Below are 23,547 nucleotides of genomic sequence, written 5' to 3' on the forward strand. Positions count from 1 at the left end.
CCTGTGTTCCGCGTGCGAAGCGGCCCTAGCGGCCCACCGCCCGCCTCAGCGAGCGCGCCCTCCGGGCGACCCGGCGCACGGTCGCGTTGCGCGGGATGAAGGCGAGCTGGGCCGGGACCGCGCCGGGCAGGGCCAGCGAGGTCAGGCGCTTGCGCTTGAAGTAGCGCCAGGTGTCCTGGGTGAGCTGGTTCGTCAGATAGCTCTCGGCCGCCGGACGCAGTTCCGGGTAGATCTTCGGCTGCATCGCGAAGCCGACGGCTCTCAGAAGCCGCGTCAGGTCCTCCACGCCCATGCCGGGGCGCTGCTCGGTGACCGCCGCGCTGTCCGTCAGCTCGGGCAGCAGCGCGTCGACGATGGTCACCGGGACGCGGTTGCTGTTCTCGTACGGGGTGAGCCGGTCCAGCAGCGGGCCGGTTCCGACGCGGGCGACCGGCAGGCCGTACAGCGCGGACGCCGTGAGCAGCGCCGTGGAGAAGCAGCCGACGACCAGCGCGGGACGCATCCGCTGGTAGAGCACCTCCGCGAGGACCGGGGTGTCGAGGACGGTGAGGTCCGCGCCCAGCCTCTCGGCCTCCTTCTCCAGCAGCCGCGACCAGCGCGCCGGGGCCGAGGGGTGCGGCTTGAACACCACGCGGGTGTGGCCGAGCGCGAGGGCCCCCTTCAGCATGCGTACGTGGAGCTCCTCCTCCTCCTCGGCGGTGAGGATCTCCAGCGCGGAGAGGTACTGGCCGAGCAGCAGGGCCGGCTCGTCGATCGACGGCAGTTCGTCACCGGTGTCGACGAGTTCGGCGAGCACCTTCACGAACGCGTCCGTGGGCACGAGCTGCGGCTCGACGTCGAACTCGGTGAGCAGCAGCGGCTTCAGGCCGGGGACCAGGTCCAGATGGAGCAGCCGGGTCACCCGGGTGCCGACCAGCGGGTCGATCTTGTTGCGGGTGGGGCCGTAGCTCATCAGGCCGTCGGCGTACACCGTGACGGGCGCGCCCATGAAGATCTGGGAGATGCCGAGCGCCGGGTTGACCTGGATCGACTCCACGGCCAGTTCGATGTCGTCGTCGCCGAGGTTCCAGGCGAGCCGCAGATGCCGCTCCCACAGGGGGACGTCGTCCGGACGCGGAGCCCAGCCGCCCGGGTGGAAGGGGGAGATGGTCTCGTTCCACGAGATGACGTCGTCGAAGCGGCCGCGCAGCCGCTCGAAGCCGGGCATCTCGTCCACCGCGGACGTCGTCTCCGGCGTCGCCGCGTTGTTGGAGACGAGAAGGATGCGCCGGTCGGCGGGCCCGAAGCTGTCGGTGTCGAGGGCCGCGGCGAGCGTGGCCGTGCCGTACAGCGTGGACGCCATGAAGATCTGGGTGGTCACGCGGCCACCCCCGCGGCGGGCGCGGGCCGTCGGCGCAGCCGGCGCAGCCGGGTGGCGCGCTGGACGTCCATCGAGTCGAGGGCCTCGTCGAGCACGGCCTGGGGCATTCGGCGCAGTGCGACGGCACTCATGGACTTCAGTTTCCGTGCCACTGCCGGCTCGAACCTTTCGATGGATCCCAGGTGGTGGGAAATAATCGCGCAATAGGTGCGCACGGCCTTGGGCAGGAGTTTGTCCGCGTCCCGGTCCTCGGCTGTTTCCGCCACGACCTGGTCGAACGCGCGAATGAAATCGAGTTGGCGCACGTCCCCGATCTGGGTGAGGGAGGAGGCGACGCCACGCCGGTAGAACACGCCGAGCAGGCCCACCGTGGCGAAGGATTCCGCCTCCCGGTGCAGCTTCCAGATCCACGGCCGGTCCTCGGCCGTGCGCAGCCCGTCGGTGAAGTGGAGCAGGCCCCGGTCGACCAGCCGGCGGTGGTAGATGCCCGCCCAGGCGTAGGCGTAGTCGACAGAGGTGGAGCGGTCGGAGGGGAGGATGGCGTCACGGGGGTCCATGACGACTCCGCGGCGGCCGTGCGGAACACGGTGGACGCTGCGGGCCCGCGCGGTGCACTGGACATGGTCCGTACGGACGAAGTCGCAGCCCAGGTCCTCGATGGAGGAGACGAGTTGTTCGTAGTAACCGGGGGCGAGCCAGTCGTCCCCGTCGAGGAACGTGAGGTACTCGCCACGCGCGGTGTCGATCCCGGTGTTGCGGGCGGTGGCCAGTCCTCCGTTCTTCTCGTGTCTGACATACACCGCACCCGGGAGCTCGCGCTCGGCGCGCGCGAGGATGTCCGGTGTCTCGTCGCGCGAGCAGTCGTCGACGAGAATGAATTCGAAATCCTGCCGTGCGTTGGCACGCAGGCTCTTCAGGGTGTCGGGCGCGTATTGCTGCACGTTGTAGAACGGCACGATGACGGAGAGCTTGACCACCCCTGTGACGTTAGGGGGCGGCCCGGCATTCGTCTTTACCGTTGGTGAGATGCAAGGTGAACGACGCGTGGCGGTACCGTGAACCACGTCGTTTTCTCAGCCGATCCCTGGCTGATTCCCCATTCGTCGACGCGCTGTTAACCGTTTGTTGTAGTCAGGTTGGGCCACTCCTTGGAATGGCTTCCTAGCGTCTAGGGCGTGCCAGCAAGTACCTCGAAGTCGCTGCGAGTGGCCGTCCTCGCGGATTCCGACACCCGGTGGAAGTGGGGTTCGCTCACCGCGAACCGCGTCTCCCCCGCAGGATCGGACATCCACCTCGACGGATTCCTCCTGCGCGGCCGTGCCACCCCGACCGCCCGCCAGCTCGAAGAGGTCGGCGTCCGAGCGGACTCCCTCCGCGAGGTCACCGCCCTCGAATTCCTGCGCGAGCTGGGCCAGGAGGACGACGTCTACGACGTGGTCGTCCTCGCCCTGGTCGGCGGTGCCGTCCAGGCGGTCCTGCACGGCCTCTCCCGCGCCTGGGAAGGACGCGCGAAGCGGCCCCTGGTCGTCACCGGCTATGTCGGCGTCGTCTACGAGAAGCTCGCCGACGGGCTGCTCCTGCGGCACGGCGCGGACCTCGTCCTCGCCAACTCCCGCCAGGACGCGGACCGCTTCCGGGCCGTGTACGAGGGGGTCGGAGCCGACGCCGGGTCGGTGACCGAGGTCGCGCTGCCCTTCCTCGGCGGGGCCGCGTACGCGGAGCACGACCCGTCCGAGCGGCCGGGGCGGCCCTACACGGTCGTCTTCGCCGCCCAGCCCTCCGTGCCGGAGAGCCGCAAGGACCGTACGTACCTGCTGGACCGGCTCATCGGCCACGCGCGGCTGCACCCGGACCGCGAGGTCCTGCTCAAGCTGCGCTCCAAGCCGGGCGAGCACACCACGCACATCGAGGAGCTGCCGTACCAGAAACTGGTGCAGAAGGCGGATCCGCCGGCCAACTTCCGGCTGGTGTACGGGCACATGGGTGAGGTCCTCGACCGCACCGACTTGCTCGTCACCATCAGCTCCACCGCCGCCCTGGAATCCCTGCACCGGCGCATCCCCACCGTCGTCCTCAGCGACCTCGGGGTGCGCGAGGCGCTCGGCAACCACCACTTCGTGGGCTCGGGCTGCCTCGCCTCCTGGGACCAGCTCGACACGGGGCACCGGCCGGTGCCCGACCCGGACTGGGTGGCCCGGCAGGGCGTCGCCGCCGACGGATCGTACGAGACTGCCTTCGACGCGGCACGGCAGCGCATCACCGGACTGCTCGCTGCGGACGAGCTGCCGCCGCTCGCTCCCTACTACACCCCCGTCACCGCGCCCGGCTATCTGCCCGGCATCCTCGCCCGCCACCACCTCGGCCCGGACGGCAGCCCGCTGCCCGGTGCCCCGGCGGCGGACCGGGAACCCAGCCCCGTACGGCAGTTCGTGCGCCGGGCCGCCCGCGGCGCCTACCGCCACGGCGTCCAGCGCGTGGCACCGGTGATCCGGCGGATGGGTGAACTGTGAGCGCCCCGACAGCGGGCAGCCCGCGGACCCCCGCCCCTCACGCCTCTCTCGCCTCCCTCGTCAAGGAGAACAGCGCATGACCAACTCCGAAGCGGGCCAGGCCGCGCCGGTGCGCCGCGTGCTCGCGGTGATCCCCGCGCGCGGCGGCTCCAAGGGCGTGCCCGCCAAGAACCTCCTGCCCGTAGGCGGTGTGCCGCTGGTGGCCCGCGCGGTGCGCGAGTGCCGCGCCGCCCGCCTCGTGACGGACGTCGTCGTCTCCACCGACGACCAGGCCATCGCGGCGGCCGCCCGCCAGGCCGGCGCCGAGGTCGTGCTGCGCCCCGCCGCCATCGCCGGGGACACCGCCACCTCCGAGGCCGCCGTCCTGCACGCCATGGACACCCACGAGGCGCTGCACGGCTCCCCGGTCGACGTGGTCCTGCTCGTCCAGTGCACCAGCCCGTTCATCATCCGCGAGGACGTGGACGGGGTCGTGGACGCGATCGTCTCGAACGGCGCGGACACGGCGCTGACCGTGGCCCCCTTCCACGGCTTCGTGTGGCGCGACGGCGACGACGATCCCACGGCCTCGGTGGCCGCCGGGACCGAGCGCGCGACCGCCGACGGCGGCACCGGCGTCCTGGTCGCGGAAACCGCCGTCAGTGGCGGTTACGGCGTCAACCACGACAAGTCCTTCCGCCCGCGCCGCCAGGACCGCCCCCAGGACCTCCTGGAGACCGGTGCCGTCTACGCCATGGAGGCCGCCGGCTTCCGCGTCGCGAAGCACCGGTTCTTCGGCCGCACCGAACTCGTGCGCACCGACCCGGCCCGCGTGCTGGAGATCGACGACCCGCACGACCTCGCCCGCGCCCGGGCCCTCGCGCCGCTCTTCGACGCGAACCGGCCCGGCACCCTCCCGACCGCAGCCGACATCGACGCGGTCGTCCTCGACTTCGACGGCACCCAGACCGACGACAGGGTGCTGATCGACTCCGACGGACGGGAGTTCGTCTCCGTGCACCGCGGGGACGGACTCGGTATCGCGGCTCTCCGCAAGAGCGGGCTGACGATGCTGATCCTGTCCACGGAACAGAACCCGGTCGTCGCAGCCCGGGCCCGGAAGCTCAAGATTCCGGTCCTGCACGGCATCGACCGGAAAGACCTCGCACTGAAGCAGTGGTGCGAGGAGCAGGGCATCGCGCCTGAGCGCGTGCTCTACGTCGGCAACGACGTCAACGACCTCCCCTGCTTCGCCCTCGTGGGCTGGCCGGTGGCGGTCGCGAGCGCCCACGACGTCGTGCGCGGCGCCGCACGCGCGGTCACCACCGTCCCCGGTGGCGACGGCGCGATCCGAGAGATCGCCAGCTGGATCCTCGGCCCTTCTCTCGACTCCCTCGACAAGTAAGGAACGTTTCACCATGAGCAACTCCCGTCTGCGCAACTTCGGTTCGAAGACCGCCGGCCCCGGCCACCCCGTCTACGTCGTCGGCGAGATCGGCATCAACCACAACGGTGAGCTCGAGAACGCCTTCAAGCTCATCGACGCCGCCGCCGAGGCCGGCTGTGACGCCGTCAAGTTCCAGAAGCGCACCCCGGAGATCTGCACCCCGCGCGACCAGTGGGACATCGAGCGCGACACCCCCTGGGGCCGCATGACCTACATCGACTACCGCCACCGCGTGGAGTTCGGTGAGGACGAGTACCGCCAGATCGACGAGTACGCCAAGAGCAAGAACATTGACTGGTTCGCCTCCCCGTGGGACACCGAGGCCGTCGCCTTCCTGGAGAAGTTCGACGTCCCGGCCCACAAGGTCGCCTCCGCCTCGCTGACCGACGACGAGCTGCTCCGCTCGCTGCGCGCCACGGGCCGCACGGTCATCCTCTCCACCGGCATGTCGACGCCGAAGCAGATCCGCCACGCGGTCGAGGTCCTCGGCTCGGACAACATCCTGATGTGCCACGCCACGTCGACCTACCCGGCGCAGGCCGAGGAGCTCAACCTCCGCGTCATCAACACCCTGCAGGCCGAGTACCCGAACGTTCCGATCGGCTACTCCGGCCACGAGACGGGCCTGCAGACCACGCTCGCCGCGGTCGCCCTCGGTGCCGCCTTCGTCGAGCGTCACATCACCCTCGACCGCGCGATGTGGGGCTCCGACCAGGCCGCCTCCGTCGAGCCGCAGGGCCTGACCCGCCTCGTCCGCGACATCCGCACCATCGAGGCCTCCCTCGGCGACGGTGTCAAGAAGGTCTACGACTCCGAGCTCGGCCCGATGAAGAAGCTGCGCCGCGTCACGGGCGTCGTCGCCGAGGCCGAGATCGCCGCGGCCGCGGGCGAGCCCGTCTCGGTCTGAACACCCTGAATTCCTTACGACGGGACGGTCGTACGTCGATGAGCCCTCGCGCCGGTTCCGCCGGCTCCACCACTCTCGCCTTCGTCGAGAGTCCGGTACAGCTCCTGAACGTGCTGGAGTGGGCGCACGCACACGCCCACAACGGTGCGGCGCCCGGCGCGGGGCTCACCCTCGTCGTCCTGTCTCCCAACGACCCGATGACCCGCGGTCAGCTCCGCCGGATGGCGGAACTGGCGCGCGACGAGGGTCACACGGTCCGCTGGGAGGAGGCGCGCGGCGGCACCACGGCCCCCTTCCACACCATCGGGGGACTGACACCGATGCTGCGCCGGGCCCGGCGCATCGTCATGGGGGACCCGTTCTCCCGCTATGTGCAGCTCCTGCTGACCATCACCAGGGCGCGCGACCTGGTCGTGGTCGACGACGGCACGGCGACGATGGAGTTCGTCGCCCAGCTCGCCCGCGGTGAACGCCTGGTGCGCTGGCACCGGCGCGGTGGCCGCCCCGGCCCGCGGGACGTGCTCTTCGCTCCCGTGTCCGCCTCGGCCCGCCGCCGGCTGACGCCCAGCGAGCGCCGTACGGTCGAGGTCTTCTCCTCGATGCCGATCGAATCGGCGCCGGACGGCGTCACCATCACCGCCAACGACTTCTCCTGGACCCGGGCCCGGTTCGGCCCGCCGCGCATCACCAAGAGCGCGGACATGGTCGGCACCTCGCTGGTCGAGACCGGCGTGGTCGACCCGGACCGCTATCTGGACGCCGTCCGCGCGCTGGCCAAGGCGCACGGCGCGACCCGCTACTTCGCGCACCGCCGGGAGAGCTCCGACAAGCTGCACCGGCTGGCCGTCGAGACGGGTCTGGAAATCGTCCGGCCCGACCTGCCGCTCGAACTGATCGCCCGGCGCGGTCCCATAGGCCGGACGATTCTGAGCTTCCCGTCCACGGTCGTGCACACGCTGCCGCTCGCCCTGGCTGGCACCGAGGTGCGCGTCGCGGTCTGCGACATCGACCCGAGCTGGCTGACGGAGAACGCCTCTCCGCGCGCCCAGGGTTTCCTGTCCGGGGTCACCGGGACCGCCCGGGACGTCCACCGTCTCTCGGCGGTCTCCATTATCTAGTTCAAGCCACAAGTACATTCAGGCGTTCAGAGCCCGGCGCACCGCGCCGGGCTCTCTCCGTGCATCCGCCACATGATCTACGCGGATCAATCCGGTCCCTCCGGGCGCATCCTCCACGATGAGCGCACTGAACAGCCGCGCGCTGTTCACCAGTTCTCCATAGTTCACGCGTTGGGGGGACACGATCCGGCCATTGAATCGCAGCGCGCGGTACCGATCGTGGGCCGCGCGGGGATTCCGTTTCCGGAATGGGGGGACAGCACGTGGCGTCCGCGCAAGAGGAGTCCGACAGACCGGAGTCCGACAGACCGGGATCCGGAACACCGGAACCGGGAGAGCCGGTATCCGGCATACCGGAGTCCGGTACTTCGGTCTCCGGGGGACCGGAGACCGGCGGTGCCGTCTCCGGCCGGACGGAGCTCGAGGAGCTCACCCCCCGGCGGCTCAACGCGGCCCGCGGCCTCGGTGACCGCGTCTTCCGGTACCAGCTCACCGCCACCGGCATCGCCGTCCTGGCCGTCATGGCGGGGGTCGGACTCTTCCTCCTCCTGCGGGCCGGTCAGGCGCTGCGGGCCCGGGGCTTCGCCTTCCTCACCACCGCCGCATGGCAGCCGGACGTCCACAACTTCGGCATCGCGGCCGTCATGACCGGCACCATCCTGATCGCCCTGGTCGCGGTGTCGATCTCCGTGCCGCTCGCCGTCGGAACCGCCCTGTTCATCACCGACGTGGCCCCGCCCGGACTGCGCCGCACTCTGGTGTCGATGGTCGACCTGATGGCGGCCGTCCCCTCGGTGGTGTACGGGCTGTGGGGGCTGTTCTTCTTCCAGCAGCACGTGATCGGCCTGTCGCGCTGGCTCTCCACCTGGTTCGGCTGGATCCCCCTGTTCCAGGTGGACGGTGCCCAGCCCGGCGAACCGCTCGCGTCGGAGAGCGTCTACACGGCTTCCACCTTCATCGCAGGGATCGTCGTCGCCCTGATGGTCGCGCCGATCCAGTGCTCGGTGATGCGCGAGGTCTTCTCGCAGGCCCCGGCCGGCGAACGCGAGGGCGCCTACGCGCTCGGCGCCACCCGCTGGGGAATGATCCGCGCGGTCGTCCTGCCGTACGGCAAGGGCGGCATCATCGGCGGCACGATGCTGGGGCTCGGCCGGGCGCTCGGCGAGACGATCGCGGTGTACATGATCATCTCGCCGGTCTTCACCATCCAGCTCCACGTCCTGCAGACCGGCTCGAACTCGGTCTCCTCGCTGATCGCCCTGCACTACGGCGACGCCTCGACGTTCGGTATGTCGGCGCTGATGGCGGCGGGCCTGGCGCTGTTCCTGCTCACCCTGGCGGTCAACTTCACCGCCTCCTCCGTGGTGGCCCGCAGCCGCTCCGGCGCGCAGAGCGAGGCATGAGATGACCGTCATCGAAGAAACGTCCCTGTCCGGCGTGCGTGACACCGCGCCCGTGCCCGCGGACATCGAGGTGGAGCAGGCGCCGCACGCGCCGGAGCCCCCCCGGCCGCGCCGCATCGGCGGCGTCAGCCGCTCCGGGGTGCTGGCCCTGTGCGGTGCCGCCGCCTCCGCGCTCTGCGCCACCGTCCTGCTGTTCGGCCAGCTCGCCCCGTTCTCGGGCGTCCTGGGCTTCACCGTCACCGCCTACCTCGTCTTCCTGGCGATCTACGCGGTGCTGACCGGCCTCGAGGAGGACGGCCAGGCCGTACGCGACCGGGTCATGACGGTCGTGCTGTGGACGGCGGCCTCGCTGCTGTTCTCCGGCCTGTTCATGGTCGTCGGCTTCACCGGCTGGCGCGGCAAGGACGCCCTGCCGCACGGCAACTTCTTCACCGAGGACATGCAGGCCTCGGGCCCGCTCGACCCGCTCACCCACGGCGGCATCGCCCACGCGATGCTCGGCACCCTCACCATGATCGCCATCGCCCTCGCGATCACCGTGCCGCTGGGCCTCGCCTGCGCCGTGTACCTGAACCAGATCCCGGGCCGGTTCTCCCGGTTCGTCCGGACGATCGTCGAGGCGATGACCGCGCTGCCCTCGATCGTCGCCGGTCTGATGGTGTACGCCACCTGGATCCTCGGCCTCGGCATGCAGAAGTCGGGCCTCGCGGCAGGCTTCGCGATCAGCGTGATGATGCTGCCGATCGTCATCCGGGCCTCCGACGTGGTGCTGCGCCTGGTGCCCGGCAACCTCACCGAGGCCGCGGAGGCGCTCGGCGCGCCGCGCTGGCGCACGGTGTGGCACGTCGTACTGCCCACCGCCCGCTCGGGTCTGGCCACCGCCGTCATCCTCGGCACCGCCCGCGGAATCGGCGAGACCTCGCCCGTCCTGCTCACCGCCGGCTTCACGGCCGCGCTCAACGCGGACCCGACCAGCGGGCCGATGGTCTCGCTGCCGCTCGCGGTCTTCAACTTCGTCAAGTCGCCCGAGCCCACGATGATCGCCCGCGGGTTCGGCGCCGCCGCCGTCCTGATGGCCCTCGTCCTGGTGCTGTTCGTCATCGCCCGGGTGATCGGCGGGCGCGGCCCCGGTCACCAGACCAAGCGCCAGGCCCGCCGTACCGCCCGGGCCTCACGGCAGGACGTACGGCGCTTCGAGGACCTGCACGCGCCCGGCCTGTCCCTGTTCGAGAGCCCCGGGGGATCGCACCCCACGGAAACCGCCCTGTCCGCCCCCGCCACCGGAGAGACCGACTGATGCGCAGCCACCTCCACTCCGCCCTCGGGCGCCTTCGGGCACTCGGGACGCTCGGCGCGCTGCTCGGCGTGATCGCCGCGCTGCTGGCCGGTCCGCTGGCGGCCCCGGCCGCCGCCGACAGCTACACGCCGATATCCGGCGCCGGCTCCACCTGGGCCGAGAACGCCGTCGACGAATGGCGTCGTGCCGTCAACCAGTACGGCATGCGGATCAGCTACGCCGGCACCGGTTCCTCCGACGGCCGCCGTCAGTTCCTCAGCGGCACCGTCGACTTCGCGGTCTCGGACATCCCGTTCCAGACCCACCCGACCGACGGCTCGGCCGCCGAACGGCCCGCGTCCGGCTCGTACGCCTACATGCCGATCGTGGCCGGCGGCACCGTCTTCATGTACCACCTGACCGTCAACGGCAAGCGGGTCACCAACCTGCGGCTGTCCGGCGACGTGGTCACCAAGATCTTCACCGGCGTCATCAAGACCTGGGACGACCCGGTCATCAAGGCCGACAACCCGGGGCTCCAGCTCCCGCACCGCACCATCGTCCCCGTCGTACGCTCCGACGGCTCGGGCTCCACCGCCCAGTTCACGATGTGGATGGCCAACCAGCACAAGTCGCTGTGGCAGTCCTACTGCCGCAAGGTCGGCCGCTCCGGAGCCTGCGGGCAGACCTCGTACTACCCGACCGTCCCCGGCATGATCGCCCAGTCCGGCGACCTCGGTGTCGCGGGCTACGTCGCCCAGAACTACGGCGAGGGCGCGATCGGGTACGTCAACTACTCGTACGCCCTGAACGCGCACTATCCGGTCGCCAAGGTCCTCAACCACGCGGGCTACTACACCGAGCCGACCCCGCAGAACGTCGCGGTCTCGCTGCTCAAGGCGAAGATCAACACCGACAGGAGCTCCGCGGACTACCTCACCCAGAAGCTCGACGGTGTCTACAACGACTCCGACCGGCGCAACTACCCGCTGTCCAGCTACTCGTACATGATCCTGCCCCTGAAGGTGCAGGGCACCTTCACCAAGGCCAAGGGCAAGACGCTCGGCGCGTTCTCGTACTACTTCATGTGCCAGGGCCAGCAGCAGGCCCCCTCGCTCGGCTACTCGCCCCTGCCGATCAACCTGGTGAAGGCGGGCTTCGACCAGATCCGCCGCATCCCGGGCGTGCAGGCCCGGAGCATCAACCTCAAGGGCTGCAACAACCCGACCTTCTCCAACGACGGGCACAACAAGCTCGCCGACACCGCTCCCTACCCGGCCGCCTGTGACAAGAAGGGCGCCCCGGCCTGCACCACCGGCAGCGGCGGCGCCAAGGCGGGCGGCAGCACCGGCGGTTCGGGCTCCACGGGCGGCACGAGCGGCGGCTCCGCCTCGGGCGGTTCCACCAGCGGTGGTTCGACCGGCGGCGGCACCACCGGAGGAAGTTCGGGAAGCGGCGGCACAGCCGCGACGGGCGGTACCGGCGGCAGCGCCGAACCGGTCGTCGACCCGGACACCGGACAGACCCTGTCGCCCGGCACCGGCGGCGGCTCGGGGACCGGCTCCTCGGGCGGCGGCAACGGCGGCACCGGCGCGCTGAACGACACCATCGCGCTCGCCCAGCCGGTCTCCGTGGCCGGCAGCCAGGGCTGGACCGGCACCCAGACGCTGATGCTGATCGCGGCCTTCCTGGTCCTCGGGCTCGTCCTGCTGCCCTCCGTGGTGTCCCGGGCGATCGCCGGGCGCGGCGCGGGCAAGGACGCCGGAGAGGGGCAGAAGCGATGAGCTCCCGCAGCACGGGACCCCGCACCCCAAGACCCGTGGCCACGAGCCCGCGGACACGCGGGAGAGCACTGCTCCGCGTGCGACGGCTGCTCCTGCGCGTCGTCGCCGGAGCCGCCGTGGGAGCCCTCGCCGGCCTCGGCGTGGCCCAGACGGCGGCCCCCGCGTCCGCCGCGGGCAGCGCGGACGCCACCTCCTCGGCCGTCACGGTCTCCGGCCGCGGCGAGTTCGAGGACCTGAGGTTCACCGTCGACCAGACCACCCACCTGACCAGTCAGGCGATCACGGTCTCCTGGTCCGGCGGCACCCCGACCACCTTCGCGGGCACGTCGTTCAACACCGACTTCGTGCAGATCATGCAGTGCTGGGGCGACGACGACGGCACGGTGCCGTCCAACCCCGGCCCCGCGCGCACCCAGTGCCAGTACGGCGCCTCCCCGACCACCGACCGGGGCAGCTGGCCGGGCAACGACTACGACGACACCCGCAAGGTCTTCTACAGCGCCGACCCCGCCAACTACGGCCAGGACAACCGGTACGGGGCGGCCAACCCCAACGCCCCGGGCGAGGTGCCCTTCAAGTCCGTCGACGGCACGGTGATCACCTCCGGCACCCAGAACAACGCCTTCTTCAACCGCAACACCACCAACGAGGTCGACTTCGCCCGCACCGGCGCCGACGGCACCGGCAAGGAGTACTTCGAGGTCCAGACCGCCAACGAGGCCCCGCACCTGGGCTGCGGTCTGCCGGTCACCGCCAACGGTGGCACCAAGCCCCGCTCCTGCTGGCTGGTCATCGTCCCGCAGGGCCACCTCGACCTGGACGGCGAGCCGTACGCCGACCACAGCCAGGTCAACGCCGGCTCCCCGGTCTCCTCCACCAACTGGCAGAACCGCGTCGCGATCCCGCTCGGGTTCAACTCGGTCGGCAGCAACTGCGCGCTCGGCGCGAAGGAACGCGCCACCACCGGCAGCGAGCTCGCCGCCGACGCCATGACCAGCTGGCAGGCGGCCCTGTGCCCGACCGGCACGGTGTACGGCTACACCGAGCTGGGCGAGCCGGACACCCGCGCCCGCCTCACCGACGACGGCTCCTCCGGACTCGCCTTCACCACCCGCGCCCTCGGAGCCGACACGGGGACCACAGCGCCCTCGGACCCGACCGTGTACGCGCCCGTCGCGCTCTCCGGAACGGTCATCGGCTTCACCGTCGAACGCAGACCCAAGGCGGGCGCGCCGGACTCCGTCCGCAGACTCGCGGGCACCAAGGTCGAGTCCGTCGACCTCACCCCGCGGCTGGTCGCCAAGCTGCTCACCGAGTCGTACCGCAACTCGCCCTGGGGAGCGGTGCTCGGCGACAACACGGCCACCGGCTACGGCTGGGCGAGGACCAACCCCGCCGGCCTGGCGAGCGACCCCGAGTTCATCTCCCTCAACCCCGAGTTCGCGGACCTGTCGGTCTCCGAGACCCCGTCCACCGACACCGACCTGATCACCTCGCTCGGGCACAGCGACTCCGCCCGCGCGCTGTGGCAGTGGATCCTCGCCGACAAGGACGCCCGCGGCTTCCTGGCCGGTGACGCCGACGACTGGGGCACCCAGGTCAACCCGTACTACAGCACCACCGCGTCCCGGAACCCGACCGGCATCGCCTTCGACCCCGCGAGCTCCGACGACTACCCCAAGAGCGACCCCTGGTGCGCGATCCCGCCGGGCACCGACGCCACGATCAAGCAGTGCATGACCGACTTCCACCCCTACGTGGAGGACATGCACTCCGGCGCCCTGCACACGCGGCGCGCGGACACCCTCTGGAAGTCCAGCTGGGACGCGCTCGCCAACCCGCCCGCGTTCAAGAGCCCGGGACCCCAGACCGTCGGCTCCCGGTTCGTGATCACGGTCACCGACGCGGCCTCCGCCGCGCGCTACGGCCTCCAGACCGCCCGGCTGCGCAACACCGCCGGCAAGTTCGTGGGCCCCGCCGCGGCATCCCTGACCGCGGCGTCCGACGGCGCCACCGGCACCGGAGCCCCCGAGATCACCCCGGCCACGGCCTCCGCGGAGGGCGCCTACCCGCTCGCCCAGCTCGTCTACGCGGCCGTCCGCCCCGCCGGGATCGACACGGCCGCCCGCAAGGACTACGCGGCCCTGCTGCGGTACGCCGCGGGTGACGGACAGACCAGCGGCGCCGACCCGGGCCTGCTCCCGGCCGGCTACGCCCCGCTCCCGGCAGCCCTGCGCACCAAGGCGACCGAGGCCGCCGACGCCCTCGTCCACTACACCGCCCCCAGCTCGACGCCCTCGGGCGGCTCGGACTCCTCCGGCGGTTCGAACGGCGGCACCACGGGCGGCAGCGACTCCGCCGGCTCCGACGGCGGAACGGGCGGCACCGGCACCGGAGGCTCCACGGGCGGCGACGGCGGAAGCGCCGCAGGCGGCGGCAGCGGCGCCACGCCGAGCGCCGGCGCGAGCACGAAGCCGAGCGCCGCGGCGTCCTACGACGGCGGCAAGGCCGTACAGACCACCGCGCTGGGCACCACGCCCGACGACCCGGCCAACTCCCTGCGGTATGCCGTCCCGGTCGGTGCCGCGCTCGGCGCCGCCGCCGGCATCGGCGCGCCGTTCGCCGGCGGCGGCAGGCTGCGGCTTCCGCTGCGCGTCCCGCTGCCCGGCGGCCGTGGAGTGACCATCCCCGCGTTCACCCTGCCCGAGTGGCTGCGCAAGCGGCTGCCCTCCGGCCGGAGCTGAGCTCGCGGAGCGCGGGCCCGCCGGGCCCGCGCTCCCCACAGACGGCCGCCCGCCCCGAAAGGCAGTCGGGGCGGACGGCCCGTACCACCCTGCCAGATCCTCCCGACGTCACGTCGCACACCCTCTGGAGACTCTCAATGCGCACGATGCGCCTTTCGGCGGCCATGGTCGCCGCCGCCGTGGTGTCCGGCACGCTGGCTCTGGCGAGCCCGGCGTCCGCCGACCCCACCCCCGCCGGCACCTTCCGCAAGCTGGTCGGCGTGGGCTCGGACACCACCCAGGACGTGCTCAACGCCCTTGCCGGTGACACGGTCAACGGCAAGGCCTACGCCGACACCGCCGTGAAGGCGGTGAGCGGTGCGGGCGTCGCCTCCTACGACGCGATCGAGCCCGGCACCGGCTCCACCACCTCGAGCATCCAGACCCGCACGGGCGGCCCGACCTTCCAGCGCCCCAACGGCTCCGGCAAGGGCCGCCTCGCCCTCAGCATGTCGCTGACCGGCGACAAGTTCCCCGACAGCTCGGGCGTCTCCATCAAGGGCCAGGTCGACTTCGCCCGCTCCTCCAGCGGCCCGAGCACCTCCGGCACCGCCTTCACCTACATCCCGTTCGCGCGTGACGCGGTCGGCGTCGCGGTCCACGGCCCGGGCCTGAACACGCTGACCGTCGACCAGCTCCACGACATCTACTCGGGCACGCTGACCGAGGTGAACGGCCAGACCGTGCACCCGAAGATCCCGCAGAGCGGCTCCGGCACCCGCAAGTTCTTCCTCGGCGCCATCGGCCTCACCGACGCCACGCTCTCCCCGAACGTCGCTGTCGTCCAGGAGAACCAGGCCAACGGCGCCCTCGACGCGGACGGCACGCTCGTCCCGTTCTCGGTGGGCAGCTGGATCGCCCAGAACAACGGCGTCTCCCCGGACTTCAGCACCACCGCGGCCGCCGCCGGCGCCCACCTGGCCGCCGTGCAGCTGCCCGGTGACGAGGGAGCCACCACCCCGGTCGCCACCGTGAACGGCAAGCTCGCCCCGGTCGGCGCCTACTACGAGAACGCCACCTTCGGCCGCGACGTCTACAACGTCGTCCCGACCCGGGCGATCGACCCGACCGGCATCTTCTTCGACAAGGACCTCTACGACGTCTTCGTCACCAGCGGCACCCACGAGGCGGCCCTCGCCTCCGACGCCGCCGAGGGCGTCATCGCCAAGTTCGGCTTCGTGAACGAGTCCTACAACGGCTCGGTCAACCCGGCCAAGCACGCCAAGCTGGGCGGCCTGGAGGAGTCCGGCGTCGACGCCTCGACCCCGGCCGCGCCGGCCCTGAGCGGCACCCGCGGCGACGGCAGCGTCAGGCTCAACTGGACCGCCCCGTCCGCCACCGGCCTCCCGGTCACCGACTACCGCGTGACGCTGACCGGTTCGGACGGAGCCGTCGTGGCCGTCAAGGACCTCCCGGCCGGCACCCTGACGTACACCTTCAGCGGTCTGGCCCTCGGCCACTACACGGCCGAGGTCGCCGCCGCCAACCTCAACGGCCTCGGTGCCGTCGGTACCTGGACCGGCGACATCAAGTACACGACCGCCCTGAAGGCGACCACCGCGACGACCGCGTACGGCAAGACCCCGAAGGTCGCCGTCACGGTCACCGACACGCACGGTGTCGTCCCGACCGGCACGGTCACCGTGAAGGAGGGCACCACCACCCTCGGCACGGGCACCCTGGACAGCACCGGCAAGGTCTCCGTCAGCCTCTCCAGCCACCTCAAGGTCGCCAAGCACAGCCTCACGGTGTCGTACGCGGGCAACAGCAAGCTGCTGACGTCCAACGGGACCGTCTCGCTGACCGTCTCGAAGGCGACCCCGGCCGTCACCACCACGGCGCCGGCCTCGATCAGCCACCTCTCGCAGGCCAAGGTCACCGTCAAGGTCACCGCGACCGGCACCACGCCGACCGGCACGGTCCGCATCTACGAGGGCTCGCGCGTCATCGCCACCGGCACCCTGAGCGGCGGCAAGGTGACCGTCAAGCTGCCGAAGCTGTCCCGCGGCACGCACACCCTGCACGCCTGGTACGTGGGTTCCACCACCGTGAACTCGAAGAACGGCGCCAACTTCAAGATCAAGTCCACCTGATACAGGGCTTGTCGAGCACCACCGGCAGTACCCCGCCGGGGGGCGCCCAGCGCGGCGCTCCCCGGCGGGACCCCTTCCCGCCCCACCCGTCCATGAGTTGAGTGAAGGAGACGTGCAGCCGTGACGGTCGCCGTACAGACCACGCTCGCAACACCCGCGCCGCGGCCGGTCGTCCGGAGCGTCACCGCCGTCCGGCATCTCGCCCGCGGCGGCCTGCTCACCCTCGCGGCTCTGCTGCTCGGCCTCACCGCGCAGCTCCTGTTCGTCAGCGGTCTCCAGGAACGAGCGGCGCAGCACACCGCGTACGACTCCCTGCGCGCCCAACTGGCCCTGGGCACCGCCCCGGTGGCCCAGACCGACCAGCAGGGCGACCTGCTCGCCCCCGGCACCCCGGTCGCGATCGTCGACATCCCCGCCCTGCACGTGCGTCAGGTGGTCCTGGAGGGAACCGACTCCGGCGTCATGACCGACGGCCCCGGCCACCGCAGGGACACCCCGATGCCGGGGCAGGCCGGCACCAGCGTGCTGATGGGCCGCGCCGCCGCGTACGGCGGTCCCTTCGAGCACCTCGACGAACTCGCCGCCGGCGACACGTTCAGCGTGACCACCGGCCAGGGCAAGGCGAAGTACCAGGTCTTCGGTGTCCGGCGCGCCGGTGACCCGGCGCCCGCCCCGCTCGACGCGGGCAAGGGCCGCATGGTCCTCCTCACGGCCACCGGGCCGGACTTCATGCCCGGCGGAGTGCTGCGCGTCGACGCCGAGCTGGTCTCCGCACCCGCGCAGACCCCCGCCGCGGTCATCCGCTCCGGCACGCTTCCCGAGTCCGAACAGCCGCTGGCCAGGCCCGGCGGAGTGCCGTGGCCGCTGGTGATGTGGCTCCAGGCGCTGATCGCCGTGGCGGTCGCCGCGGTGTGGGCCTGGCACCGCTGGGGCCGCCACCAGACCTGGATCGTGTTCGCACCGGTCGTCGCCGTTCTCGGCCTCCAGGTCGCGACCCGCGCCACCGAACTGCTGCCGAACCTGATGTGACCCCGCCGACCGGCCCCACCCCCGTGACCCAGCCGAGCCCGACCCGATCCCGCCATGAGGTGCCCGACGTGACCGATGCGACCGCCGCGCGTGACAGCGCCGCGACCGAGACCGCCCCGACCGGCAGTGTGCCGGCCGCCATCGCCGGGACCGGCCGTGCGCCGGCCGGCGCGACCGCCGTGATCGCCCCGGGGACCGCCGTGGCCGACACCGTCGCGCTGCCGCCCGTCCCGTCGGACAGGACGTTCCCGGCCCGGCCCGTGGCCGCCCCCGCCGAACTCGACGCGCGCGAGGTGTCGGCCTGGTTCGGCAGCCACCTGGTGCTGGAGCGCGTGTCCCTCACGATGCCCGCCGGGCAGGTCACCGCCCTGATCGGCCCCTCCGGCTGCGGCAAGTCGACCTTCCTGCGCACCCTCAACCGGATGCACGAACTGATCCCCTCCGCCGCGATGGCCGGCGAGGTGCTCTTCGAGGGCGAGGACATCTACGCCCCCGAGCGCCGGCTGACCGAGGCCCGGCGCCGGATCGGCATGGTCTTCCAGAAGCCGAACCCGTTCCCGGCCATGTCGATCTACGACAACGTGGTCGCGGGCCTGCGTCTGACCGGCACCCGCGCGGGCCGCCGGGAGAAGGACGAGCTGGTCGAGGAGAGCCTGGCCCGGGCCGGCCTGTGGAAGGAGGTCCGGGACCGGCTGCGGCAGCCCGGCGGCGCGCTCTCCGGCGGCCAGCAGCAGCGCCTGTGCATCGCCCGCGCTCTCGCCGTACGGCCCCGGGTCCTGCTGATGGACGAGCCGTGCTCGGCGCTCGACCCGACGTCCACCCGGCGCGTCGAGGAGACCATCCACGAACTCGCCGGCGAGGTGACCGTCGTGATCGTCACCCACAACATGCAGCAGGCGGCCCGCGTCTCGCAGCAGTGCGCCTTCTTCCTCGCCGAACAGGGCACCCCGGGCGGCATCGTCGAGCACGGTCCCACCACCGACATCTTCGGCACCCCGAAGGACCAGCGCACCGCGGACTACGTGGCAGGCCGCTTCGGCTGAGCCGCCCGCCCGTCCGCATCGGGCCCGTCCGCACCGACCCCGCCCGTACCGGGGCCGCCCACCCCGACCGAGCCCGCGCGGGTCCGCCTGCGCCGGTGCGCCCGCGCCGCCCCACGCGCGCGCCGGAGCGGGCCCGCCACCCGGGCGGGCCGGCACGGGTCCGGCACCCGGGCGGGCCGGCGCGGCTCCCGCACCCGCCCGTGCCGGGAGCGCGAACGGTCCCGCTCGGCCCGGGTCGGTGGCGTCCGCCCGGCACCGGCGCCGACACGGCGGTCCCTTCTTGACGGAACGTGACTCGAAAATGGCTGGAGACGGGTGTCCTCGCCGGGATCCGGGCGCCTCGGTGTGAGACCGTGGAGACCATGAAGGAGACCGAGCCCGGGAACCCCGGGCCTTCTCCGGTGCACATCGGCGGACGCCGCCCGCCGAGTCGGATCACGGCCGGTCACCCGCACCCGTTCAAGATCCAAACGCCCGAAGAGCCGGGCGAGTTTACCCATCCTCGTAGCCGACCATGCGCCACGCGGCCAGATTTTCTTCCCCTAACGGGCTGAACTTTTGTTGATCGTGGGTTAGTTGGCCGCCCGATCGTCCTACCCTTCAAAGGGTGAACCAACTGATGTCCCGAGAGTCCGAGGCCGATCTCCCCGGGGAGCCGCTGCTCCCGGGCGCGCTGCCCGAGGCACTGCGCGCCGAACTCGTCGCGTTCCGTCGCGACTTGCACATGCACCCGGAGCTCGGCAACCAGGAGTTCCGCACCACCGCGGCGATCAAGGCGCGCCTGGAGCAGGCGGGCCTGAAGCCGCGGGTTCTCTCCATCGGCACGGGACTCATCTGTGACATCGGGGACGCGGACGACGTACGCCCCATGCTGGCGCTGCGCGCCGACATCGACGCGCTGCCCATCCCGGACACGAAGAGTGACTGCGCGTACCGCTCGACCGTGCCCGACCGCGCCCACGCCTGCGGCCACGACATCCACACGACGGTCGTGCTCGGCGCCGGTCTCGTCCTCGCCGACCTGCACGCCCAGGGCCTGCTGCCCCGGCGTGTCCGGCTGATCTTCCAGCCCGCGGAGGAGGTACTGCCCGGCGGCGCCCCGGACGCGATCGAGTCGGGCGTGCTCGAAGGCGTCGGGCGGATCGTCGGCGTGCACTGCGACCCGAAGGTCGACGCGGGGCGCATCGGACTGCGCCACGGCGCCATCACCTCAGCGTGCGACCGGCTCGAAGTCGCACTCGACGGCGCGGGCGGCCACACCGCGCGCCCCCACCTCACCACCGACCTCGTCACCGCCGCCGCGCGGGTCGTGACCGACGTGCCGGCGCTCGTCGCCCGGCGCGTGGACGCCCGCAGCGGGCTCGCGGTGACCTGGGGACGCATCGAGTCGGGGCACGCCTGCAACGTGATCCCCCAGCACGCCGAACTGTCCGGCACGATCCGCTGCCTGGACCTCGACGCCTGGCGGGCCGCCCCCGACCTCGTCCACGCGGCCATCGACGAGATCGCGAACCTCTACCGCGCCAAGTCCGAGATCAACTACATCCGGGGCGTCCCGCCGGTCGTCAACGACCCGGCCGTCACCGAACTGCTCCGCGAGGCCATGGCCGCCCGGCGCGGCGCGCACTCCATCGAGGACACCGAGCAGAGCCTCGGCGGCGAGGACTTCTCCTGGTACCTGGAGCACGTGCCCGGCGCGATGGCCCGGCTCGGCGTGCGACGTCCCGGCGACCGGACCACCCGCGATCTGCACCGGGGCGACTTCGACGCCGACGAGCACGCGATCACGGTCGGCGTCGAGATGTTCACCGCCGCCGCCCTCCTGGATCAGCCCCTCCCTCAGGGCGCTGGACCAGCCCTCCCTTAGGGCGTAAGGGCGGCGGGACACGGCTGGGTGACTCCAGTCGCGTCCCCCGCCCCCCGGCAGTAGCGTGGGCCGCAGTTCTTCGACAACTCCGTGATGCGGGGACCATCCGCTCCGTCACAGGGGGTCCGTCCTGCGGAATCGCCCTGCGGTAGACGTGGTGGGCACTGCGTCCCCGAACACGGCTTTCGGCCGCGTGGTTCACAAGGACGTAACAGGCCACCGGCACGAATGGATAACGGCCAGGCGGAACCCCGTTCCCTGGACGGTCTACGCGCGTTAATGTGCGCCGAACTCAGCACCCACTGCGGGGCTTTGGAGAATGGGGAACTTCAGATGCGTCGGATAGCCAACCTGACCCGAATCGCGGTGGGGGTCGCGTCGCTCGCACTCGCCGCCACCGCCTGCGGCGGGACCAGCAGCGACAGCAACAGCAGCAGCAACAGCAGCGAGAGCGGCGGGGACAAGGGCCTCGCCATCGCGTACGACGTCGGCGGCAAGGGTGACCAGTCCTTCAACGACGCCGCGTTCTCCGGCCTGGAGAAGGCGAAGAAGGAGTTCGGCTACCAGACGGCCGACGTCGAGCCCACCGACAACGAGACGGACGCCGACAAGCAGCAGCGTCTGGAGTCGCTCGCCAAGCAGGGCTACAACCCGGTCATCGGCATCGGCTTCGCCTACGGCCCCGCGCTGGAGAAGGCGGCCGTGAAGTTCCCGAAGACCACCTTCGGCATCGTGGACTCGGTCGTCGAGGGCAAGAACGTGGCCTCCCTGGTCTTCGCCGAGCAGGAGTCCTCGTACCTCGCCGGTGTCGCCGCCGCCAAGGCCACCAAGAGCAACACCGTCGGCTTCATCGGCGGTGTGGACGTTCCGCTGATCCACAAGTTCGAGGCCGGCTACACGCAGGGCGTCAAGGACACCAAGCCCGGCGTGAAGGTCCTCTCGCAGTACCTGACGCAGACCGCCGCCGAGGGTGGCTTCTCCAGCCCCGACAAGGGCAAGGCCGCCGCCGAGGGCCAGATCGAGAAGGGCGCGGACGTCCTGTACGCCGCGGCCGGCCTCTCCGGTCAGGGTGTCATCGAGGCCGCCTCCAAGGCGGGCGTGTGGGCGATCGGCGTCGACTCCGACCAGTACAAGCAGGAGGCGCTGGCGGCGTACAAGGACAAGATCCTGACCTCCGCGCTCAAGGACGTCGGCGGCGCGGTCTACACGCTGTCCAAGTCGGTTCACGACGGCACGCCGCTGAACGGCACGCAGACCTTCGACCTCAAGGTCAACGGTGTCGGCCTCGCCGACAGCAACCCGAAGATGGCGGAGATCGCCGGCCTCACCGCCGCCGTGGACAAGGCCAAGGCGGCCATCATCGACGGCAGCATCAAGGTCAAGACCTCGTAGTCGTGTGAGCGGCTGACCGCGGCGGGCCCTGCCCGCCTCCGGACCGCCTCTCCCCGCTCAAGCGGGCCGACACGATCGAAGTACAGCGGAACGGGCGGGCACCCCAGGTGCCCGCCCGTTCCGCTGTCCGTTCCCAGGCCGCTCGCGAGGTCACCATCCGCCACTTTTCCTCCGTGATCGGCGTGTCCCGGGCCCGTGGGCACGTGGCGTCGAGCACAGCCGGATAACAAGGTGGACAGAAGGGGTTTTCTAGTTGGTCTACGCGCGTTAATCTGCGGCGAAGCCAGCGCCGAAGCTGAACCGTCAGGCGCTGAACGACAGGAGCACATGTAATGCGCCGGGTTACCCGCATCGCGCTCGCAGGCACTGCGACCGCCTCTCTCGCCCTCGCTCTGTCCGCCTGCGGCGGCACCTCGACCTCCTCGGACTCCTCGGACTCCAAGGGCGGCAACAAGGGCCTCGCCATCGCGTACGACGTCGGCGGCAAGGGCGACCAGTCCTTCAACGACGCCGCGTTCGAGGGTCTGAAGAAGGCGAAGGGCGAGTTCAAGTACGACACCGCCGACGTCGAGCCCACCGACGGTGAGACGGACGCGGACAAGACCCAGCGTCTGGTCTCCCTGGCCAAGCAGGGCTACAACCCGGTCATCGGCATCGGCTACGCCTACGGCCCGGCCGTCAAGGCCGCCGCGGCGAAGTTCCCGAAGACCACCTTCGGCATCGTCGACGACTCCTCCGTCGAGGCGGCGAACGTCGCGGACCTGGTCTTCTCCGAGCAGGAGGCCTCCTACCTCGCCGGCGTCACCGCCGCCAAGGCCACCAAGACCAACACCGTCGGCTTCGTGGGCGGCGTGGACGTTCCGCTGATCCACAAGTTCCAGGCGGGCTTCGAGCAGGGTGTCAAGGACACCAAGCCCGGCGTCAAGGTCCTCTCGCAGTACCTGACGCAGACCGCCCAGGAGGGTGGTTTCTCCAGCCCGGACAAGGGCAAGGCCGCTGCCGAGGGCCAGATCGAGAAGAAGGCCGACGTCGTCTACGCCGCGGCCGGTCTGTCCGGTCAGGGTGTCATCGAGGCCGCCTCCGCCAAGAAGGTGCTGGCGATCGGTGTCGACTCCGACCAGTACATGCAGGCAGCGCTGGCCCAGTACAAGGACGCGATCCTGACCTCCGCGACCAAGGACGTCGCCAAGGCGGTCTACTCCCTGGCGAAGTCTGTCGAGGACGGCAAGCCCGAGAGCGGTATCGTTCGGGGCGATCTGAAGTCCGGTGAGGTCGGCCTGGCCGACTCCAACCCGGCCTACAAGAGCAACACCGCGATCCAGGACGCCGTCAAGGCCGCCCAGGAGAAGATCATCAGCGGTGCGATCAAGGTCAAGACCAGCTGACGAGCAGTACCTCAGGAGCAGCCAATGCGGTCCCGGGGAAGTTCGGGCAAGTCTTCGTGCCGGCCGGCACGAAGAGGCGTCTGTTCTGCCCCGGAGCCGCTTGGTAACCGCGGGGTTACGTCCGCTCAACGGGATACGAGGAGTGTTGCTCCCCGTATCCCGTTCTCGCGA

16 protein-coding genes are annotated in these 23,547 nt (G+C 71.3%); 14 read left to right on the top strand and 2 right to left on the bottom strand.

Annotation, left to right across the window (positions count from 1 at the left end; all coding sequences use genetic code 11):
* Nucleotides 1–25: 25 nt before the first annotated feature.
* Nucleotides 26–1,360 carry a polysialyltransferase family glycosyltransferase gene (locus OG410_RS25935; protein WP_329301349.1) on the bottom strand — a complete coding sequence of 445 codons (1,335 nt, stop codon included), beginning with the start codon at nt 1,358–1,360 and terminating at the stop codon, nt 26–28.
* Nucleotides 1,357–2,337 carry a glycosyltransferase family 2 protein gene (locus OG410_RS25940; protein ID WP_329301350.1) on the bottom strand — a complete coding sequence of 327 codons (981 nt, stop codon included), beginning with the start codon at nt 2,335–2,337 and terminating at the stop codon, nt 1,357–1,359. Before OG410_RS25940 ends, OG410_RS25935 begins: the two co-directional genes overlap by 4 nt.
* A 198-nt stretch (nt 2,338–2,535) precedes the next feature.
* On the opposite strand from OG410_RS25940, the gene OG410_RS25945 reads away from it, so the two are divergent.
* The 14 genes from OG410_RS25945 to OG410_RS26010 all read left to right on the top strand — a co-directional run bounded on the left by OG410_RS25945 (nt 2,536) and on the right by OG410_RS26010 (nt 23,376).
* Complete coding sequence (locus OG410_RS25945) at nt 2,536–3,870, top strand: DUF6716 putative glycosyltransferase (RefSeq protein WP_329301351.1); 1,335 nt, start codon at nt 2,536–2,538, stop codon at nt 3,868–3,870.
* 76 nt (nt 3,871–3,946) lie between these two features.
* Complete coding sequence (locus OG410_RS25950) at nt 3,947–5,254, top strand: N-acylneuraminate cytidylyltransferase (RefSeq protein ID WP_329301352.1); 1,308 nt, start codon at nt 3,947–3,949, stop codon at nt 5,252–5,254.
* 13 nt (nt 5,255–5,267) lie between these two features.
* Nucleotides 5,268–6,203, top strand: a complete 936-nt coding sequence (locus OG410_RS25955; protein WP_328671066.1) for an N-acetylneuraminate synthase family protein — start codon at nt 5,268–5,270, stop codon at nt 6,201–6,203.
* A 38-nt stretch (nt 6,204–6,241) separates the two neighbouring features.
* A complete protein-coding gene (locus OG410_RS25960) occupies nt 6,242–7,321 on the top strand; it encodes a hypothetical protein (protein ID WP_329301353.1) in 1,080 nt (359 codons plus the stop codon).
* Nucleotides 7,322–7,569: 248 nt separating this feature from the next.
* Entirely contained in the window at nt 7,570–8,724 is a 1,155-nt protein-coding gene (gene pstC / locus OG410_RS25965) for a phosphate ABC transporter permease subunit PstC (protein WP_329301354.1), read from the top strand.
* A gap of 1 nt (nt 8,725) precedes the next feature.
* Nucleotides 8,726–10,021, top strand: coding sequence for a phosphate ABC transporter permease PstA (gene pstA, locus OG410_RS25970; protein WP_329301355.1), 1,296 nt, complete (start codon nt 8,726–8,728; stop codon nt 10,019–10,021).
* Nucleotides 10,021–11,784: a phosphate ABC transporter substrate-binding protein PstS gene (locus tag OG410_RS25975; protein ID WP_329301356.1), complete on the top strand. Its 1,764-nt coding sequence runs from the start codon at nt 10,021–10,023 to the stop codon at nt 11,782–11,784. Before pstA ends, OG410_RS25975 begins: the two co-directional genes overlap by 1 nt.
* 77 nt (nt 11,785–11,861) lie before the next feature.
* The gene (locus OG410_RS25980; protein WP_329301357.1) at nt 11,862–14,528 is read left to right on the top strand and encodes a hypothetical protein; all 2,667 of its coding nucleotides are present in this window, start codon (nt 11,862–11,864) and stop codon (nt 14,526–14,528) included.
* 137 nt (nt 14,529–14,665) lie between these two features.
* Complete coding sequence (locus OG410_RS25985) at nt 14,666–16,660, top strand: Ig-like domain repeat protein (protein ID WP_329301358.1); 1,995 nt, start codon at nt 14,666–14,668, stop codon at nt 16,658–16,660.
* Between the two features lie 120 nt (nt 16,661–16,780).
* Nucleotides 16,781–17,689, top strand: coding sequence for a sortase (locus OG410_RS25990; RefSeq protein ID WP_329301359.1), 909 nt, complete (start codon nt 16,781–16,783; stop codon nt 17,687–17,689).
* A 260-nt stretch (nt 17,690–17,949) separates the two neighbouring features.
* Entirely contained in the window at nt 17,950–18,732 is a 783-nt protein-coding gene (gene pstB, locus OG410_RS25995; RefSeq protein WP_329304247.1) for a phosphate ABC transporter ATP-binding protein PstB, read from the top strand.
* Nucleotides 18,733–19,351: 619 nt separating this feature from the next.
* Entirely contained in the window at nt 19,352–20,599 is a 1,248-nt protein-coding gene (locus tag OG410_RS26000) for a M20 family metallopeptidase (RefSeq protein WP_329304248.1), read from the top strand.
* A gap of 333 nt (nt 20,600–20,932) precedes the next feature.
* Entirely contained in the window at nt 20,933–21,991 is a 1,059-nt protein-coding gene (locus OG410_RS26005; protein ID WP_329301360.1) for a BMP family lipoprotein, read from the top strand.
* 332 nt (nt 21,992–22,323) lie between these two features.
* The gene (locus tag OG410_RS26010) at nt 22,324–23,376 is read left to right on the top strand and encodes a BMP family lipoprotein (protein WP_329301361.1); all 1,053 of its coding nucleotides are present in this window, start codon (nt 22,324–22,326) and stop codon (nt 23,374–23,376) included.
* Nucleotides 23,377–23,547 lie beyond the last annotated feature (171 nt).

The organism is Streptomyces sp. NBC_00659 (genome assembly GCF_036226925.1).
GTDB lineage: Bacteria > Actinomycetota > Actinomycetes > Streptomycetales > Streptomycetaceae > Streptomyces.

Bases quoted from the DNA above. Each gene is read 5' to 3' on its own strand.
- OG410_RS25950 (WP_329301352.1), top strand. From the start codon at position 3,947: ATGACCAACTCCGAAGCGGGCCAGGCCGCGCCGGTGCGCCGCGTGCTC.
- OG410_RS25955 (WP_328671066.1), top strand. From the start codon at position 5,268: ATGAGCAACTCCCGTCTGCGCAACTTCGGTTCGAAGACCGCCGGCCCC.
- OG410_RS25960 (WP_329301353.1), top strand. From the start codon at position 6,242: ATGAGCCCTCGCGCCGGTTCCGCCGGCTCCACCACTCTCGCCTTCGTC.
- pstC (WP_329301354.1), top strand. From the start codon at position 7,570: ATGGGGGGACAGCACGTGGCGTCCGCGCAAGAGGAGTCCGACAGACCG.
- pstA (WP_329301355.1), top strand. From the start codon at position 8,726: ATGACCGTCATCGAAGAAACGTCCCTGTCCGGCGTGCGTGACACCGCG.
- OG410_RS25975 (WP_329301356.1), top strand. From the start codon at position 10,021: ATGCGCAGCCACCTCCACTCCGCCCTCGGGCGCCTTCGGGCACTCGGG.
- OG410_RS25985 (WP_329301358.1), top strand. From the start codon at position 14,666: ATGCGCACGATGCGCCTTTCGGCGGCCATGGTCGCCGCCGCCGTGGTG.
- OG410_RS26000 (WP_329304248.1), top strand. From the start codon at position 19,352: ATGTCCCGAGAGTCCGAGGCCGATCTCCCCGGGGAGCCGCTGCTCCCG.
- OG410_RS26005 (WP_329301360.1), top strand. From the start codon at position 20,933: ATGCGTCGGATAGCCAACCTGACCCGAATCGCGGTGGGGGTCGCGTCG.
- OG410_RS26010 (WP_329301361.1), top strand. From the start codon at position 22,324: ATGCGCCGGGTTACCCGCATCGCGCTCGCAGGCACTGCGACCGCCTCT.